Raw genomic sequence first — 16,677 nt, 5'->3', positions numbered from 1 at the left:
ACAGTGGGAGCACGTCGCAACCGTCCGTACTGTCGTACGGACCACAATCCCGCCATCCAGAACTACGCCCCTTAACGCTTGGGATTGGGCGAACTACGCTGGGTTTACGAATGCCGCGTGGTTATGCCAGCGCGGCAGCCGTCTGTGTCGAGGGGTGGCGCATGTCCAGGGAGCAACGCGGGCCGAACGAAAAGCTCGGCGCCGTTCTCGCCCTCGCGGGAATCAGCAACGCAGGACTCGCGCGACGCGTCAACGACCTTGGCGCTCAACGCGGGTTGACTCTTCGCTACGACAAGACGTCGGTGGCGCGCTGGGTGTCGAAGGGAATGGTGCCGCAAGGTGCGGCGCCGCACCTCATCGCGGCCGCGATCGGCCAGAAGCTCGGCCGCCCCGTGCCGCTCCACGAGATCGGCCTGGCGGACGCGGATCCCGCACCGGAAGTGGGCCTCGCCTTCCCCCGTGACGTCGGACAGGCGGTGCGGTCGGCGACCGAGCTGTACCGCCTCGACCTCGCCGGGCGCCGGGCCGGCGGCGGCGGCATCTGGCAGTCGCTGGCGGGATCGTTCGCAGTGAGCGCATACGCAACTCCCGCGTCACGGTGGCTGATAACCCCGGCCGACAGCTCGGTGGCGCGCGAGGTGAGCCCCGGTGAGGGCTCCGGAGCACCGCTGAAAGTCGGCCACAGCGATGTGCAGAAGCTCCGCGAGGCAGCCGAGGACGCCAGGCGCTGGGACTCCAAGTACGGAGGCGGCGACTGGCGTTCTTCCATGGTGCCCGAGTGCTTGAGGGTGGAGGCGGCACCGCTGCTGCTCGGCTCGTACTCGGACGAGGTAGGCAGAGCCCTCTTCGGAGCGAGCGCCGAGCTCACCCGCCTCGCCGGGTGGATGGCCTTCGACACCGGCCAGCAGGAGGCGGCCCAGCGCTACTACATCCAGGCGCTGCGGCTGGCCCGGGCGGCCGCCGACGTGCCTCTGGGGGGCTACGTACTCGCCTCCATGTCCCTCCAGGCGACCTACCGCGGCTTCGGCGACGAGGGCGTCGACCTTGCCCAGGCCGCCCTGGAGCGCAACCGAGGACTGGCGACAGCCCGCACCATGAGCTTCTTCCGCCTCGTCGAGGCACGCGCGCACGCGCGCGCCGGTGACGCCCAGGCGGCCAGCGCCGCCCTGCGGGCCGCCGAGGGCTGGCTGGAGCGGGCCCGCGACGGCGACAACGACCCGTCCTGGCTCGGCTTCTACTCGTACGACCGCTTCGCCGCCGACGCGGCCGAGTGCTACCGCGACCTGAAGGCACCACGTCAGGTGCGCCGCTTCACCGAGCAGGCGCTGTCGAAGCCGACGGAGGAGTTCGTACGCTCGCACGGGCTGCGTCTGGTGGTGTCGGCGGTCGCCGAGCTGGAGTCGGGCAACCTCGACGCGGCGTGCGAGCAGGGCGTACGGGCGGTGGAGGTCGCGGGACGCATCTCCTCCGCACGCACCACCGAGTACGTGAAGGATCTCCTGCACCGGCTGGAGCCGTACGGCGACGAACCGCGCGTGGTCGAACTGCGTGAGCGCGCACGACCGCTGCTGATGGCTCCCGCGTAGGCGCTCCGCCACGTGCCGATCCCGGAGCGTCTGCCTGGCCGGCGCCGCATCGGGGTGCGGGTGATCCGTGGCTGGTCGCGCCCACGCGGCGGAGCCGCGTGAGGTCGGTGCCCCGTGCCCCTGACGGCCGCTTCGACGCGCCGACGGCCTCCTGGGGTTTGAGGGCATTGTCAGTGGCGCAGTGCACTATCGAAGTCGGGAGGTGGAGCAGGTGCGGATCGTCTACGACTGCGATGTGCTGGTGATCGGCGGCGGCATCGTCGGCCTGTCGACGGCGTATGCGATCACGCGCGCGGCGCCGGGCACGCGGGTGACGGTGCTGGAGAAGGAGCAGGGGCCCGCCCGGCACCAGACGGGGCGGAACAGCGGGGTGATCCACAGCGGGATCTACTACCGCCCGGGCTCCCTCAAGGCGCGGTACGCGGTGCGGGGCGCCGCCGAGATGGTCAAGTTCTGCGCGGAGTACGGCATCGCGCACGCCGTCACCGGCAAACTGATCGTCGCCACGGACAAGGCGGAGCTGCCCCGGCTGCACGGCCTGGTCCAGCGCGGCCGGGAGAACGGCATTCCGGTACGAGAGCTGGGTCCGGCCCAGATCGCGGAGTACGAGCCGGAGGTGCGCGGGCTCGCCGCCATCCATGTCGGCACGACGGGGATCTGCGACTTCGTCGCGGTGGCCCGGCAGCTCGGGGAGTCCTCCGGGGCCGAGATCCGGTACGGGGCCGATGTCGTCCGCGTCGACCGGCGGCCCGGGCGCGGCGCCGCCGTGCTCACCGCCGACGGGGCGGTGGTCCGCGGGCGCGTGCTGGTCAATTGCGCGGGGCTGCACTGCGACGAGCTCGCGCGGCTCGCGGGGGACGATCCGGAAATGCGGATCGTCCCCTTCAGGGGCGAGTACTACACGCTGGCGCGGCCCGAGCTGGTGCACGGGCTGGTCTATCCCGTGCCGGACCCCGCCTTCCCCTTCCTCGGGGTGCATCTCACCCGGGGGATCGACGGCGGTGTCCACATCGGGCCGAACGCGGTGCCCGCGCTCGCCCGGGAGGGGTACGGCTGGGGTGTCGTCCGGCCTCGTGAGCTGGGGGCGACCCTGGCGTGGCCCGGGGCCTGGCGGATCGCTCGGAGGCACTGGCGGTACGGGGCGGGGGAGCTGCGGCGGTCGCTGTCGAAGCCGGCGTTCACGGATGCGGTGCGGCGGCTGCTGCCCGCGGTGACGCCGGACGATCTGGTCCCCGCGGCGGCGGGCGTCCGTGCGCAGGCCGTCCTGCGCGACGGGACGCTGGTGGACGACTTCCTGATCCGGGAGGGTCCCCGGACCGTGCACGTGCTGAACGCGCCGTCGCCTGCCGCCACGGCTTCGCTGCCGATCGGGAGAGAGGTCGCCCGGAGGGCGCTGGGTGCGCTGGCGGGGGCGTGAGGAGTTTTTCCGCCCTCGCCGTAAAATCGACCCCACTGTGTCTGAGTCCTCCTTCACCTCCCCCGAAGAGCCGCAGCCCGTCCCACCCACCGGCGGCTCGCTGCGTCACACCCGCGCCAAGGGGGAGCCCCGGTTCCCCGACGGACCGAAGGCCGACCCCGCCGGGTCGCACTTCGAGCGGCGGATCCGGAGTTTCCAACCGCGGCGAAGCCGGGTGACCACCGGACAGGCGGACGCGCTGCAGCGGCTGTGGCCCAAGTGGGGGCTGGACATCGACGGGCAGCGCAGGATCGACCTGGCGGAGCTGTTCGGAAGCGACCTGCCCGTCGTGCTCGAGATCGGGTTCGGGATGGGTGAGGCCACCGCACAGATGGCGGCCGAGGCCCCGGAGACCGGCATCCTCGCCGTGGATGTGCACACCCCGGGACAGGGCAACCTGCTCAATCTCGCGGACCGGAACGGTCTGTCCAACATCCGGGTCGGCAACGGCGACGCGATCATCCTGCTCAGGGAGATGCTCCAGCCGGAGTCGCTGAGCGGCCTGCGCGTGTACTTCCCGGATCCCTGGCCCAAGAAGCGCCATCACAAGCGGAGGCTGATCCAGCCGGAGTTCCTCAGCCTCGTCGCGACCCGCCTCAAGCCGGGCGCCCTGGTGCACTGCGCGACCGACTGGGAGCCATATGCCGAACAGATGCTCGAAGTGCTGACCGCGCACCCCGACTTCGAGAACACCCAGCCCGACGGCGGTTACGCGCCACGTCCGGACTTCCGGCCGCTGACCCGTTTCGAGGGCCAGGGACTGGACAAGGGTCATGTGGTGAACGACCTTCTGTTCCGGCGCGTACAGCACCCCGTAGACCACCCGGACCAGCAACCGGACCAGTAACCGGACCCGCAATCCGTCGACGGCTGAAGCCCGCTGAAGCCCCGCGGGCGTCTCTCGGACGTCTCTCCGGAACCCCCGGGGCGGCACCAGGCACCGTCGCGGGCTGCGCCCCTCCCTCGTTAGGGTCGATGCCGTGGCCACCTTTCCCCCGTACCCGACGCACCCCAGCGGTCCCGCCGGCGGTGCGCTGCGGCACCCACACTGGTGGCAGCGGAAATGGGTGCGGTACGGCGCGCTGATCGCGTTGCTCGCGATCTCCGGGCTCGTGATCCTGGCCCTCGTCCGCGAACAGACCGGCACCGAGGGCTTTCTGGTCGGCCTCGGCCTCGCCGTGTTCCCCGTGCCGCTCCTGATAGCCGCCTTCCGGTGGCTGGACCGGGTCGAGCCCGGGCCCTGGCGAAACCTCCTCTTCTCCTTCGCCTGGGGCGCCTGCGCGGCCGCGCTCATCGCGATCGTCGCCAACAGCTTCGCGACCAGATGGATAGCGACCGCGACCGCGGATCCCTCCAGTGCCGACACCCTCGGCGCGACCGTCATAGCGCCCATCGTCGAGGAGTCCGCGAAGGCGGCGGCCGTGCTGCTGGTCTTCCTCTTCCGCAGACGGGACTTCACCGGGATCGTCGACGGGGTCGTCATAGCCGGGGTCACCGCCACCGGCTTCGCGTTCACCGAGAACATCCTCTACCTCGGCACCGCCTTCGGCACCGACCAGCTCAGCGGCGAGCGCGGGCTGGCCTCCGTCACCGCCGCGACCTTCTTCGTCCGCGTGGTGATGTCGCCCTTCGCGCACCCTCTGTTCACCGTGCTGACCGGCATCGGCTTCGGCATCGCGGCCCTGTCCGCCGAACGCCGGCATCTGCGGCGCGTCCTGCTCCCCCTCACCGGACTGCTGCTCGCCATGGGCATGCACTCCGCCTGGAACAGCTCGTCGAGCTTCGGGGACTACGGGTTCTTCGCGGTGTACGCCGGGTTCATGGTGCCCGCGTTCGGGCTGCTGACCTGGCTGACCATCTGGACGCGACAGCGTGAGCTGCGCACCGTGCGCGAGGAACTGCCCGCGTACGCCGTCGCCGGGTGGCTGACCGCGCCCGAGCCGTATGTGCTCGGCTCGATGCGGGCGCGGCGGCTCGCCCGCGAGTGGGCCGGGCACCACTTCGGGAAGGCCGCAGCTCGCTCGGTCGCGGAGTACGAGGCGTACGCGACCTCGCTGGCGTTTCTACGGCATCGGGGGCGGCGGGGGCGCGCAGGGGCCGACTTCGTCGTGCGCGAGCGGGAGTTGCTCGATGAGCTGTGGCGCCGCCGGGAGGTGGCCCGCCCGGCCCTGTCCTACGCGGCCCGGGCGACGGCTCCGGTGGTCCCGGTGCCCCCGCCGTGGCCCGCCCACGGCTACGCGTACACGTACAGCCACACGTACGGGCCCGCGGCCACCCCCTATCCCGCGTACAACCCGTACCGCTCGTAGTTCCTTCGCTCCCTCCGCCCCCACCCACGCGCAGCCGAAGGCCGGTACGGGACGGGCAGGGGCGGAGGGGGCGAAAAACCACCCGGTTACGCCGACGCCTCCGTCAGCTTCCCCAGCTCCCCGTCCGTCAGGACGAGGTCCGCCACCCCCAGCAGCGCCGGCAGCTGCTCAGGCGTCCGCGCCGAAGCGATCGGCGCCACGACCGTCGGCTGGGCGGCCAGCCAGGCGAGGGCGACCGTGGCGACCGGGGCGTCATGGGCCTGGGCGACCTCGTCGAGGGCGGCGAGCACGCGACGCCCCCGCTCCGTCTCAAGGTGCTTGGCCGCGCCCTGGGCCCGGGCCGAGTCCACCGTCGTCCCCGGCCGGTACTTACCGGTGAGGAAACCGGCGGCGAGGGCGAAGTAGGGGACGGCCGCCAGACCGGAGCGAGAGGCGATGTCCCGCAGCGCGCCCTCGTAGGTATCGCGCGACACGAGGTTGTAGTGCGGCTGGAGGGCGACGTACCGCGCGAGGCCCTCGCGGTCGGAGAACTCCAGGGACTCCTGGAGCCGCTCGGGCGAGATGTTGGACGCGGCGATGTGACGCACCTTGCCCGCCTTCACCAGCTCGTCGAGCGCACCGATGATCTCCTCGACCGGCACCTCGGGCTTGTCGAAGTGCGTGTAGTAGAGGTCGATGTAGTCGGTGCCCAGACGGCGCAGGGACGCGTCGGCCGCGGCCTTGATGTTGACGCCGGACAGCCCCGGATACTCGGGGTGCTGGCTGACCTTGGTGGCGACCACGACATCCGAGCGGTTGCCGCGCGCCGTGAGCCACTTGCCGATGATGGTCTCGGACTCGCCGCCCTTGTTGCCCTCGATCCACGCCGAGTACGAGTCGGCCGTGTCCACGAAGTTGCCGCCGACGGCCGCGTACGCGTCGAGCACGGCGAAGGACTGGGCCTCGTCGGCGGTCCAGCCGAACACATTGCCACCGAGGGAGAGCGGGAAGACCTCGAGGTCGGAGGAACCGAGTTTGCGCAGAGAAGTCATGCCCAAGTTCAACACCCTTACCGGATGGGTGTATTCCACACACGACTACGCGGACGATGGCACGAAAGACTCCCCGCGCGCGACTCCGCACACGCCTGACCGGCAGCCCTGACGTCGGGGGATGCCGTCAGGACCACCGGGTATCAGGTGAACGTACGTGTCAGGGTGTGAGGCCCTTGCTGCGCAGCCACGCCATCGGGTCGATCGCGTCGCCGCCGCCGGGGTGGACCTCCAGGTGCAGGTGCGGTCCGGTGACGTTGCCCGTCGCGCCCACGCGCCCGATCACGTCACCCGTGGTGACCTTCTGGCCCACGCTGACGCTGATCGACGACTGGTGGCAGAACCACAGCTCCGTACCGTCGTCGAGGGTGAGGACCGTGCGGTAGCCGTACGCGCCGGCCCAGCCCGCCTCCGTGACAGTGCCGCCGTGGATCGCCTTGATCAGCGTCCCGGTGGGCGCGGCGAAGTCGAGGCCCGTGTGGTAGCCGGAGGACCACATGGAGCCGGGGTCGCCGAAGCGCCCGGTCAGCGTGTACGAGGAGGTGGGCAGCGAGTAGCTCTTGGCAAGCTCGGCGAGGCGCTCCGCCTCGGCCTTCGCCTCGGCCTTCGCCTTGGCCTCCTCCTCCGCCTTCTTCTTGGCGGCCGCGGCCTTGGCCGCGGCGTCGTCCTGCTGCTTGGCGGCGATCGCGGCGGCCTGCTTCGCGGCGGCGGTCTCGGCGGCGTCCTGGGCCGCGCTGTCGACCTGGTCCTGCTGCGACTCGGCCTGCTGCATGATGCGGGCGCGCAGTGCCTCACCCGCGTCGGTGGTGCCCTGTGCCGAGTCGGAGGTGGTCAGACCGGCGCTGGTGAGCGGGGTGGCGGAGCCCTTCGGCGTAGTGGAACTGCCGTCGGATATCAGTGCCTTGGCGGATTCGGTGACCGAAGAGAGGTCGGGCAGCGAGATCGACACAGGCGGCTTGCCGGGCGCCGCGGTGGCCATGCCGCCCGCGCCGACGGCGGCGATGACGCCTACGCCGAGAACCGTGGAGCTGCGGGCGAGTCCTCCGCCGCGCTGCTTGCCGACGCGGTGCCGGCCGCGGACGGGACGGACGGAATCCTCAGTGGGATTCCACTCCTCCCAGGGACCCTCGTCGTTGCCGTACGCGTAGCCGAAGGGCTGTGTGTCGTTGGGCGCGAACGAGGTTTGCTGGGCAGGCCGGTTGGACGCCACGTGGGCGTGCTCCTTTCCTTCCTTCTCGCCTACCGGGTTAGCTGACGGGTTCGGAGCAGGAAGGTCTCCTACGTGCGTCCATCACGGCTTCTCCGCCGTGAAAGACGCTCGATTCACCCCAAGTTGGTGGTTCCCCGGTTCCCTTGCGGGATTCGGCGCGTGCGCACGGAGCCGCCTCTTGTGACGGCTGGGACGACCGCGCTGCGTTATCGAACGTTAATAGACCCGGGTACCGGATTCCAAGTCGTTCGGGCTGATCGTTAACGCTTTTGGCCAGGACTTTGAGGGCACCACCGGCCTAAATCGGGCGAGTTGACCACGCTCCATCACCCTCAATTCAGTTGACGGTGTGTCAGTTGTTATGCGGAGGGGCACCGTCCGATCACCCCTTGTGACAACGATCAAGAACGCCGCACGGACGACGCGCACAAGCCGCAGGGGCGACTGTCAAGAACGCCGCACGGCAAGCAACGCCATGTCGTCCGTCGTGCCGTCGCCCGTGTGCCGGCGGACCTCCTCGGCGAGGGCCGCCAGCAGGGCGTCGGGTCCGGGAAAGACACGTCCCGCGAGGCGCGCGGCGGGATCGTAGAAGCCCCCGTGCTCGTCGCGGGCTTCGGACAGACCGTCGGTGTGGAGAAGCAGCGTCGCGCCGCGCGGGAACTCGGCCCGCACCGCCCGGTCGGGCCACGTGCCCAACTCGCCCATGCCGAGCGGCAGTGCGGGATCCTCGGCGTCGAGCGTGACGAGCGTGCCGTCCGCGTGCAGGAGCAGCGGCGGCGGATGGCCGCGGTTGACGATGCGTACGGCGTCCTCGCCGTGCGGGATCTCCGCGAGGACGGCCGTGGTGAACCCCTCGAAGGCATCGAGACCCTCGCGCCGGGTGCCCTCGCGCGCCAGCGCCCGCTCCAGGCGCTGCGCGACGGCCTCCAGCGTCGCCTCCTGCTCGGCCGCCTCCCGGAACGCCCCGATGACGACGGCGACGGCGGCCACCGCGCCCATGCCCTTCCCGCGGACGTCGCCCACGACCAGGCGTACGCCGTGCGGGGAGTCCTGCACCGCGTACAGGTCCCCGCCGATGAACGCGTCCGCCTGCGCGGCCTCGTACCGCGCCGCGACCTCGAGGCCGCCGATCCGCTCGTCTGGTTCCGGCAGCACGGCGCGCTGGGCGGACTCGGCGATCTCCCGGACCGTGGCGAGCCGTGCGTCGCTGCGGCGGACGAGGATGTTGATGACGACGGCCAGGACGCCGGCCGTCGCCACCGTGACCACTTCGGTGACCGAGTCGACGTTCGGGACGATGCCGAGCCTGATGTGGATGGTGAACACGGCGGTGATGGCCGCGAGGCCGGTGAGCACCGTGCCACACAGTGAGTAGAGGGGTGCGGCCACGAGCGGCGCGGCCGTGAAGAGGGGGGCCGCGGTGAAGTCCGACGGCGTGTAGTAGTCGTAGAAGGCCCCGACGACGATGAGCAGCGCGGGGAGCGCCCGGACGAGGGCCCGCGCCATCGAGATCCTGCGCCGACCGGCTTCCGCGGGGCCGGGCGGCGGGGTGTCCCCGACGTCGGGGTCGGGCACGGGGTCGCCGGGCAGCCGCCCACCGGACCGGTCGTACGGGCCCTCGGCCCGCTGCTCGCCTGTTCGCTGCCCCACCCATCCAGGTTTCCCGGAGCCGGGGCGGGGGGCGACCGGTGTGGACCGACCGGGGGACGCGGAGAGGTGGGGGTGTGCGGAGCCGTGGTGGCCGGCAAACACCAAGGGCCGGAACTCGTGAACCCGAGTTCCGGCCCTTGGCCTTCAGTAGCGGGGACAGGATTTGAACCTGCGACCTCTGGGTTATGAGCCCAGCGAGCTACCGAGCTGCTCCACCCCGCGTCGTTGACATCAGTGTACGCCATCCGCGGGACCCGAAGCACACACGCTTGAACGCGCCCCCCTGCGGGCCCCAGCGGCACGTGTCGGCGGGATTCACACAAGGTGCCGGTTGGGCTCCTTGGCCCGCTCCTCGTACTCCGGGAGTACGACCACGTCGGCACCCTCCGCCACGAGGAGCCCATGGCCGTCGGCACCGGCGACGAACGTGTCGGGCTCCCGCCAGGCGGTGACCACCCGCCGTACCCCCGCGTCGAGAATCAGCCGGGCACACGGGGCCGGCCGGGAGGCCCGGCGGGCGCACGGCTCCAGGCTGCTGTAGACCGTGGCCGAGCCGAGGCGCGGATCGGCGGGGTCGATCTTGGCGAGCGCCGCCTCCTCGGCGTGCACCACGGAGTCGCCGCCCTCACGGGAGTACCCCCGCGCCAGCTCGGTCCCATCGGCGGCCACCACCACCGCGCCCACACTGAACGCCGTCTCCGAGGGCGGGCACAGTGCGGCCAGCTCGCAGGCGAGCGTTAGCCAGTGCCGGTCCGCCGACGCGGCGAGCCGCCCGACGCCGGGCGCCGTGGGGACGTAGCGGATGAGCACGACATCCCCGACGGCACGCGTCTCCATCAGCCGCATCCGCCCGGGGGGATAGGCCCCGGGCCCGAACAGCCGCGGCGCGTCCGGCTCCCCGACGAAGAGCGGCGCGACGGCGAGCTGCAGCTCGTCCGCGAGCCCCTCCCGCATCAGCTGGGTGTGAACCCGCCCGCCCCCTTCGACCATGAGACGCCGCACACCGCGTACGTCATGAAGGTGTTCCAGGAGCACACGCCAGTCGAGCTCGGGACCGGTCGACACGATGTCCACGCCGAGCCCGTCGTCGAGTCCGCGCAGGGCGTCGGTCGCCCTCGCGGCGCCCTGGTCCGTCGTATAGACGATCTTCTCGCCGCCCGTGTGCCAGAACCGGGCCGCCGGGTCGAGGTCGCCGGACCCGCTGACGGTGACCTTCAGCGGGTACTCGGGACGGCCGTCGGCGACCCGCGCCGCGCGCCGCCTGGCCGAGTTGACCAGGAGCCGGGGATTGTCCGAGCGGAGGGTGCCGGCGCCGACCAGGATCGCGTCGCTGGACGCCCGCACCTCGTCGACCCGGTCGAAGTCGGCCGGCCCCGAGAGCAGCAGCCGCTCGGGGCCGGTGTCGTCCAGGAAGCCGTCGAGCGAGACGGCCGCGGACAACAGGACGTAGGGGTGGGGCATGGGGGCGCACCCTCCGGCTCGTGGTGGGTCGACCCTTTGTGGTGAGACCCGACACAGTGGTTCAAGTTTTAAACAATACCTAGACTGGTGACATGACGACCCGCTGGCTCTCCCCCGCCGAACAGCGCGCCTGGCGCTCGTACGTCTCCGCCTCCTCGCTCCTGGAGGACACGATCGACCGCCGGCTCCAGGCGGAGGCGGGCATGCCCCACCTTTACTACTCCATCCTGGCCATGCTGTCCGAGGCGCCGGACCGGCGGCTGCGGATGACCGAGCTCGCCGAGATACTGAAGATCACCCGCAGCCGGCTGACGTACGCGGTGACGCGACTGGAGAACGACGGCGCCGTACAGCGCGAGGGCTGCCCCACCGACAAGCGCGGCCATGTCGCGGTTCTCACGGACGAGGGCATGGCTCTCCTGGAGCGGACGGCGCCGGGGCATGTGGAGACGGTGCGGGCGGCGATCTTCGACCATCTGACGCCCGAGCAGGTGGGGCAGTTGGAGGAGATCTGCGAGAGCATCGCGCGAGCGATTCAGGGCGAAAATTCCGGGGCCTGTAGGGAAGATCTGCCGTGGCGGCGCCGTTCCTCCACATCGTGAGGGACGCGAGGGGCGGGTAAAGCGCATTGCTTGAACTTTAAAGCACATGTATTGTCTCCCTGCAGCGACATGCTTCAAATCTGAAGCAATACCCCCAACCCGCTGGACCGGACCGGGAGAGACAACATGCGCGACTACCCCACCGCCACCGTGCGCACCCGCGTCACGGTCCCCCTGCGCTTCGGCGACGGCTACTCGGTCGACGCGGAGCTGGTCACCTTCCACGGCCTCGCCGACGACAAGGAGCATCTGGCCGTCGTCCTCGGCGAGCCCGGGGCCGACCCGCTGGTGCGACTGCACTCCGAGTGCCTGACCGGCGATGTCTTCGGCTCGGCCCGCTGCGACTGCGGCCCGCAGCTGCGCGAGGCGGTGGAACAGATCGCGGAGCGGGGCGGCGTGCTGCTGTACCTGCGTCAGGAGGGCCGCGGCATCGGCCTCTACAACAAGCTCGACGCGTACGCCCTCCAGGACCAGGGCCTGGACACCTACGCCGCCAACGCCGCGCTGGGCCTGCCCGAGGACGACCGCGACTACACGGCCGCCGCCCAGATGCTCCAGGCCCTCGGCATCGACTCCCTGGATCTGCTCTCCAACAACCCCGACAAGGCCGACCAGCTCCGCGACCTCGGCATCACGGTCTCCCACCGCGTCCCGACCGGCGTCTTCACCACGGCCCACAACGTCCGCTATCTGCGCGCCAAGGTCCTCCAGACCCAGCACACACTGCCGCTGCCGGAGCTGACCGAGCTGACGGCGGGCTGAGACACCGTCAGCTCGCAGGATTCGGCGGCCCGTTGTGGGAGCGGGCCTGGAACCACTGATCGCCCACGACCATGCCGGAGACGCCGCGCGCCTCGCAGCAGGACACGAGGTCCGACATCCGGTTGATCCCGCATCGTTCCCTGCTCGCGCCACCCGCCCGGAGCCACGACGTCGGGAAGCTCGTCGACATGCTCCGCGATGCCGAGGACGGTGTTGACGTTCACTGCGGAGTCAGACCTCGATGCCTTCGATCCTGGCCACCTTGCGGCCCGCCTTGAGGAAGATCTCTCCGGCCGTTCCGGCGAGACCGGCGGCGGTCAGGGCCGCGGTGACCGACTCGTGGAGGGGACGCGCCATGTCGTCCTCCGAGAGGTTCGCCGTCTTCTGGCCCTCGTCGGTCTCCACGACCACCCGCAGCGCGTTCTGCTTGGCCAGTCGGCGGCTCGCGGACGTGCTGGGCGTGAACTCCAGTACCTGGGTCAGCACGGCCGCGACCGGCTCGGCGCCGTGGGAGGCGTCCACGACGGGCAGGGAGTCCACGTCGCCGAAGCTGCGCTTGGAGAACTGCGAGGTGAAGTGCCGCCGGGCCGCGGCCGCCGCCTCCTGACCGTGCAGTGCGGCAACCGCCTCACCCGCGACGATCTTCTTCAGGTCCATCGGGTGCAGGGACTTGTCCTCGACGCGGGCGTTGACGGCGTCCACCTCGGTGTCCGTCCACTCGGTCCACGCCTTGAGGTACGGCACGGTCAGCCTGTCCGGAATCGACATGATCTTGCCGAAGATGTCGTCCGGGCTCGCCGTCAAGGCGATGTAGTTGCCCTTGCTCTTGCTCATCTTGGCGCCGGTGCCGTCGGTGCCCTCGATCAGCGGCATGCTGATGACGAGCTGCGGCTTCTGTCCGGAGACCTCCATGACCTTGCGGCCCATCTGCATGTTGAGCAGCTGGTCCACACCGCCGAGTTCGATGTCGGCGTCGATCTTCACCGAGTCGATCGCCATCACCACGGCGTAGATGAACTCCGACATCGCGAGACCGTGCCCCTGGGCGAGGCGGGTACGGAAGTCCTCCCGCTGCAGGGACATCGATACGGGAATCTGCGACAGGATTCCGACGAGCTCGGGGAGCCGGACTTCGGCGAGCCACTCACTGTTGTGGCGGAACTCGGCCCTCTCGAAGTCGAAGAAGGGGGAAACCTGGTCCCGGTAGGTCGACAGATTCCTGGCGATGTCCTCGTCCGTCAGCGGGGGCCGCTCGTCGGACCGTCCCGAGGGGTCGCCGATCTTCGCGGTGATGTCGCCGATGATGAGCACCACGGTGTGCCCCATCCGCTGGAAGCGGCTCAGGATGATCATCGGGACGGTGTGGCCCAGGTGAACATCGGCCGAGGTCGGATCGATGCCCAGCTTGACGCGCAGCGGCCTCCCCTCGGACCGCGCCCCCTCGATCTTGGAGGTCAGCGTCTCCAGCGAGGGCAGGACACCCACGGTGCGGCCGGCGATCAGCTCGGCCTGCTCCTCGGGGGCGAGGTCGGACAGGTCGAGCTGACGCCTGGCACTGGTCTCGGCCAGCAGGTCCTCGACGATCTTGTCGGAGGAAAGGTCCTGCGCGAGTAGTTCAAGGGCGCGCGCTTCGGATTCGCCAAGGCGTGTCATGGGGTTCCTGTATGAATCGATGCTCTCTCACGGGACCAGCGCAGCATATCCAAACGGGTACACCTCTCGCTTACCTTTTTTCACCGCTGTTCGCCCAGTCATATTCACGACCACATTTCCTTGACGTGCACCGGGAAGTCGGCGAACTGCTTCTTCTCCACTTGCCATCGATGATTACTTTCGAGGCGATCCTGATTGATGCGTACGAGATCCTCGTGCGAGCAGTACGTCATCCGGCGCATGAGCTGGAAACGGGCAATACGGCCAGGTCACGGGATTCGCCTCCCTGCGCGAACCGTACGTACTCATTGGTCAGGGCCTGACCATGGTCGCGCTGATTTCGCAGGATGTTCTCCCCACCGTCCTGGAGGCGCACCATTTTCATGATGTGGAAGGCCGTGGCCATATGCGGCGGACCCGACATTCCGAATCCAGTGATGACTGTTTTGTTTGTGGTCGGCGTCGCCGTATAACGGTCGGCCGCATGATGGCAGAGATATCAGAGATCTCCGCACGACCGCCCGCGACCGTTATAGGCGTCGAGATCCCCGAGGACGATCCGACAGACGATTCTCCGAATCGGCAGCGGACCAGCGGCTCCACCCGGGCGGGACGCCGGGCGAGGATCCCTCGGCCGCTCGGACGTCGCCGAGGCGCGACCGCTCACCCCCATCCCCTCCTTGAAGCTTGATCAAGGGAAGGTGAGGCACGTCACAGCAACCGCCGGGCGGTGCTGGACGCGTCACGCAGGTGAAAGCCCTCCGTACCAACTGACGCTCCAGACCCGCTACTTCACGGGCGCTCTGGCTATAGTACTTGTGTCTAGACAGTAGTCGGGGGAGCCTGCGCGCCGTTTCCGTACCGGAGAGTGGTGGCAGCGGAAGGGGAGCCGTGGCGAAGCCACCTCACAGTGATGCTCCGCAGTCCAGTGGAGCCGGCGGGCAGCAGCCCGCCCAGCACGCGCACGCACAGGGTCGGCAGCAGGTGCCGGCGCTGACGGAGGAGATGCTGATCCGGCAGGGCGGGCGCGCGGGAGGCCGGTCGCGCAATCCGTTTCGGCGTAAGAAGGCGGCGGAGCCGGCGGCGCCCAATCCGTGGCTGACCGCGGCCGGGCCGGGACCCGCGCAGACCGGCGGCCCCGCACCCGCCGGTGGATACGGAAACGGATACAGCGGGGGTGACCAAGTCCCCCACGCTCGCCCGCCCATGACGGATCACCGCCTTTCGGAGTCTCCGTCCGCACAGGGCACCGAGCAGGCCGCCGCAAGCGCCGACGGGACGAAGAAGGGCAAGAAGGGGAAGCAGGCCGAGGCCTCCACGGGCAACGGCTGGTTCCACAACCCCTTCGCCAAGCCGAAGACAACGTCGTCCGTGGACCGCGGCAGCGTCTCCTCCGCCCAGATGTGGGCGGGCCCGCGACGCGGGATCCTGTTCCGTCGCATGCTCGGCACACTCGCCGTACTGCTGCTGCTGTTCCTCTTCGTCAAGATGAACGGCAAGGCCAGCAAGGCGGATGTACAGGCGGAGGTCGACGCGCGCGTCAAGTCCTCGGCGTCCAACTTCCCGCGCGGGGCGGCCGTGTTGTGGTCGGCGCCGCTGGTGAAGGTGTTCGCCACGTACGACCCGGACCACACCGACGACCGCAACCAGGCGCTGGAGCCGTACGCCATCAACGGCATCGACGCCCAGATGGGCTGGAACGGCGAGGGCGAGCAGTCGGTCATCGACATGGTGATGAGCGACGACGTCCAGGTCACCGGCAAGAACCGCGGGATCGTCCGGTCCACCGTGCAGGTGCAGGACGGCTCCTGGCGCTGTATCGCCGTGCCGGTCTTCGCGGTGCAGCGGGGCGGTTCGACCGCGTTCGGGCTGACCGCGGCGCCGGTCTATGTGCCGTGCGCCGGCCTGACCACTCCTCCGAAGGAGAACACGCAGAGCGGGTCCAACGATTCGGATCTCGCGCACACCCTCCAGTCGGAACTCCTGCCGCCGTTCATGGCCGCCTGGGCGCAGAGCGACGCCGTCAACCTGAAACGCTATCTGCTGCCCGGCACCACGTCCTTCGGGCTCGGCGGCGCCTACACCGGTGACCAGGAGGGCGGGCGCCCGACGATCTCCACCGTCTACGTGCCGGAGGCGGCCAAGGGCCAGAGTGGCAACCGGCGCACGGTCACCTTCACCACCACGCTGCTGAGCACCGACGGCAAGGCCTCCCAGACGTCGATGTACCAAGTCGTCGTGGTGAAGAAGGACGGCCAGTGGTACTTCGCCTCGGACCCGACACCCGCGGTGGGCACCGTCGGCGGCGACCAACTGCCGGACGTCCAGCCCTCGAAGGGCACGGGCGGCATGTACTCGCAGAGTCCCGCTCCTTACCCCAGTGCAACAAGATCTACAGACGTGCAACAGCCGGGCTCCACAGCATCCGCTACCCCGTGATGACCGTCTATACATAGAGAGCGAGATCGCGGACGGCGGCCCACAGCAGGCCAACCGGCCCCAACTGGGCTTATTCGCATGCCGCATCCAGCTTGTGTATATACGATCAGTTCGCGCGAGTACGTCGACCCATACGCGCCCTGCAGACAGGAAACAGGACACTCACATGCTCAACCACGTGCTCCGGGCCATGCCCGCCGACGCTCACGTCTACCTCGCGGACGCCAACCAGATCACCACCAAGACGAGCACCATCGGCAAGTCCATCCTCGCCGCCACGGTCGTCTTCGCGGTCGTCGCCGCCTTCTTCACCCAGGCGCAGCGCAAGTGGATGGTCGTCGCCACCATCCTGCTGATAGGCAGCTTCACGTTCATGATCGTCGACAGCCCCGAGGCCCTGCTGACCCAGGGCGGCAAGTTCATCAAGGACAACGTCTGGAACCCGATCTTCAACTCGTGATCGGCCCACGTGTCACGACTCCTGATCCGGTCCACGGGGCCGGCTGAGCATCCGCCGG

Annotated in this window: 13 protein-coding genes, 1 tRNA gene and 1 riboswitch; of the genes, 8 read left to right on the top strand and 6 right to left on the bottom strand. The window is 69.8% G+C overall.

Features of this window, described 5'->3' with window-relative positions; translation table 11 throughout:
* Nucleotides 1–161: 161 nt before the first annotated feature.
* From IEY95_RS19715 to IEY95_RS19700, 4 genes are all read left to right on the top strand, one after another.
* Nucleotides 162–1,586 carry an NsdA family TPR-like regulatory protein gene (locus tag IEY95_RS19715; RefSeq protein ID WP_189187335.1) on the top strand — a complete coding sequence of 475 codons (1,425 nt, stop codon included), beginning with the start codon at nt 162–164 and terminating at the stop codon, nt 1,584–1,586.
* Between the two features lie 181 nt (nt 1,587–1,767).
* On the top strand, nt 1,768–3,003 hold the full coding sequence (gene lhgD, locus IEY95_RS19710) for an L-2-hydroxyglutarate dehydrogenase (RefSeq protein WP_189187334.1): 1,236 nt from the start codon (nt 1,768–1,770) through the stop codon (nt 3,001–3,003).
* 37 nt (nt 3,004–3,040) lie between these two features.
* Nucleotides 3,041–3,889 carry a tRNA (guanosine(46)-N7)-methyltransferase TrmB gene (gene trmB / locus IEY95_RS19705; RefSeq protein WP_189187333.1) on the top strand — a complete coding sequence of 283 codons (849 nt, stop codon included), beginning with the start codon at nt 3,041–3,043 and terminating at the stop codon, nt 3,887–3,889.
* A gap of 133 nt (nt 3,890–4,022) precedes the next feature.
* The gene (locus IEY95_RS19700) at nt 4,023–5,351 is read left to right on the top strand and encodes a PrsW family intramembrane metalloprotease (RefSeq protein ID WP_189187332.1); all 1,329 of its coding nucleotides are present in this window, start codon (nt 4,023–4,025) and stop codon (nt 5,349–5,351) included.
* A gap of 86 nt (nt 5,352–5,437) precedes the next feature.
* Here the strand turns inward: IEY95_RS19700 and IEY95_RS19695 are convergent, their stop codons facing one another.
* The 5 genes from IEY95_RS19695 to IEY95_RS19675 form a co-directional block, all read right to left on the bottom strand.
* A complete protein-coding gene (locus IEY95_RS19695) occupies nt 5,438–6,382 on the bottom strand; it encodes an aldo/keto reductase (protein ID WP_189187331.1) in 945 nt (314 codons plus the stop codon).
* Nucleotides 6,383–6,542: 160 nt separating this feature from the next.
* Nucleotides 6,543–7,592: a M23 family metallopeptidase gene (locus tag IEY95_RS19690; RefSeq protein WP_189187330.1), complete on the bottom strand. Its 1,050-nt coding sequence runs from the start codon at nt 7,590–7,592 to the stop codon at nt 6,543–6,545.
* 11 nt (nt 7,593–7,603) lie between these two features.
* Nucleotides 7,604–7,760: riboswitch (cyclic di-AMP (ydaO/yuaA leader) on the bottom strand.
* 279 nt (nt 7,761–8,039) lie between these two features.
* The gene (locus IEY95_RS19685; RefSeq protein WP_229703162.1) at nt 8,040–9,098 is read right to left on the bottom strand and encodes a PP2C family protein-serine/threonine phosphatase; all 1,059 of its coding nucleotides are present in this window, start codon (nt 9,096–9,098) and stop codon (nt 8,040–8,042) included.
* Nucleotides 9,099–9,390: 292 nt separating this feature from the next.
* Nucleotides 9,391–9,464 (bottom strand) — tRNA-Met (locus IEY95_RS19680).
* Nucleotides 9,465–9,557: 93 nt separating this feature from the next.
* Nucleotides 9,558–10,703: a dihydrofolate reductase family protein gene (locus IEY95_RS19675; RefSeq protein WP_189187328.1), complete on the bottom strand. Its 1,146-nt coding sequence runs from the start codon at nt 10,701–10,703 to the stop codon at nt 9,558–9,560.
* A gap of 92 nt (nt 10,704–10,795) precedes the next feature.
* On the opposite strand from IEY95_RS19675, the gene IEY95_RS19670 reads away from it, so the two are divergent.
* A complete protein-coding gene (locus tag IEY95_RS19670) occupies nt 10,796–11,305 on the top strand; it encodes a MarR family winged helix-turn-helix transcriptional regulator (protein WP_189187327.1) in 510 nt (169 codons plus the stop codon).
* Between the two features lie 126 nt (nt 11,306–11,431).
* Nucleotides 11,432–12,067, top strand: coding sequence for a GTP cyclohydrolase II (locus IEY95_RS19665; RefSeq protein WP_189187326.1), 636 nt, complete (start codon nt 11,432–11,434; stop codon nt 12,065–12,067).
* Nucleotides 12,068–12,298: 231 nt separating this feature from the next.
* On the opposite strand, the gene tyrS is transcribed toward IEY95_RS19665, so the two are convergent.
* On the bottom strand, nt 12,299–13,720 hold the full coding sequence (gene tyrS, locus IEY95_RS19660; RefSeq protein ID WP_189187325.1) for a tyrosine--tRNA ligase: 1,422 nt from the start codon (nt 13,718–13,720) through the stop codon (nt 12,299–12,301).
* Nucleotides 13,721–14,926: 1,206 nt separating this feature from the next.
* Here tyrS and IEY95_RS19655 point away from each other — a divergent pair.
* Nucleotides 14,927–16,159, top strand: coding sequence for a conjugal transfer protein (locus tag IEY95_RS19655; protein WP_189187324.1), 1,233 nt, complete (start codon nt 14,927–14,929; stop codon nt 16,157–16,159).
* 166 nt (nt 16,160–16,325) lie between these two features.
* Nucleotides 16,326–16,619, top strand: coding sequence for a TcpD family membrane protein (locus tag IEY95_RS19650; protein WP_189187323.1), 294 nt, complete (start codon nt 16,326–16,328; stop codon nt 16,617–16,619).
* The last annotated feature ends 58 nt before the right edge of the window (nt 16,620–16,677 follow it).

It is taken from the genome of Streptomyces albiflavescens, assembly GCF_014645835.1.
Lineage (GTDB): Bacteria > Actinomycetota > Actinomycetes > Streptomycetales > Streptomycetaceae > Streptomyces > Streptomyces albiflavescens.
This window is presented reverse-complemented; position numbering and strand designations above follow the sequence as displayed.

What these genes read in the sequence shown, in the direction of transcription:
- IEY95_RS19715 (WP_189187335.1), top strand. Translation starts at nt 162, where the DNA reads ATGTCCAGGGAGCAACGCGGGCCGAACGAAAAGCTCGGCGCCGTTCTC.
- IEY95_RS19695 (WP_189187331.1), bottom strand. Translation starts at nt 6,382, where the DNA reads ATGACTTCTCTGCGCAAACTCGGTTCCTCCGACCTCGAGGTCTTCCCG.
- IEY95_RS19685 (WP_229703162.1), bottom strand. Translation starts at nt 9,098, where the DNA reads ATGGCGCGGGCCCTCGTCCGGGCGCTCCCCGCGCTGCTCATCGTCGTC.
- IEY95_RS19675 (WP_189187328.1), bottom strand. Translation starts at nt 10,703, where the DNA reads ATGCCCCACCCCTACGTCCTGTTGTCCGCGGCCGTCTCGCTCGACGGC.
- IEY95_RS19670 (WP_189187327.1), top strand. Translation starts at nt 10,796, where the DNA reads ATGACGACCCGCTGGCTCTCCCCCGCCGAACAGCGCGCCTGGCGCTCG.
- IEY95_RS19665 (WP_189187326.1), top strand. Translation starts at nt 11,432, where the DNA reads ATGCGCGACTACCCCACCGCCACCGTGCGCACCCGCGTCACGGTCCCC.
- tyrS (WP_189187325.1), bottom strand. Translation starts at nt 13,720, where the DNA reads ATGACACGCCTTGGCGAATCCGAAGCGCGCGCCCTTGAACTACTCGCG.
- IEY95_RS19655 (WP_189187324.1), top strand. Translation starts at nt 14,927, where the DNA reads ATGACGGATCACCGCCTTTCGGAGTCTCCGTCCGCACAGGGCACCGAG.
- IEY95_RS19650 (WP_189187323.1), top strand. Translation starts at nt 16,326, where the DNA reads ATGCTCAACCACGTGCTCCGGGCCATGCCCGCCGACGCTCACGTCTAC.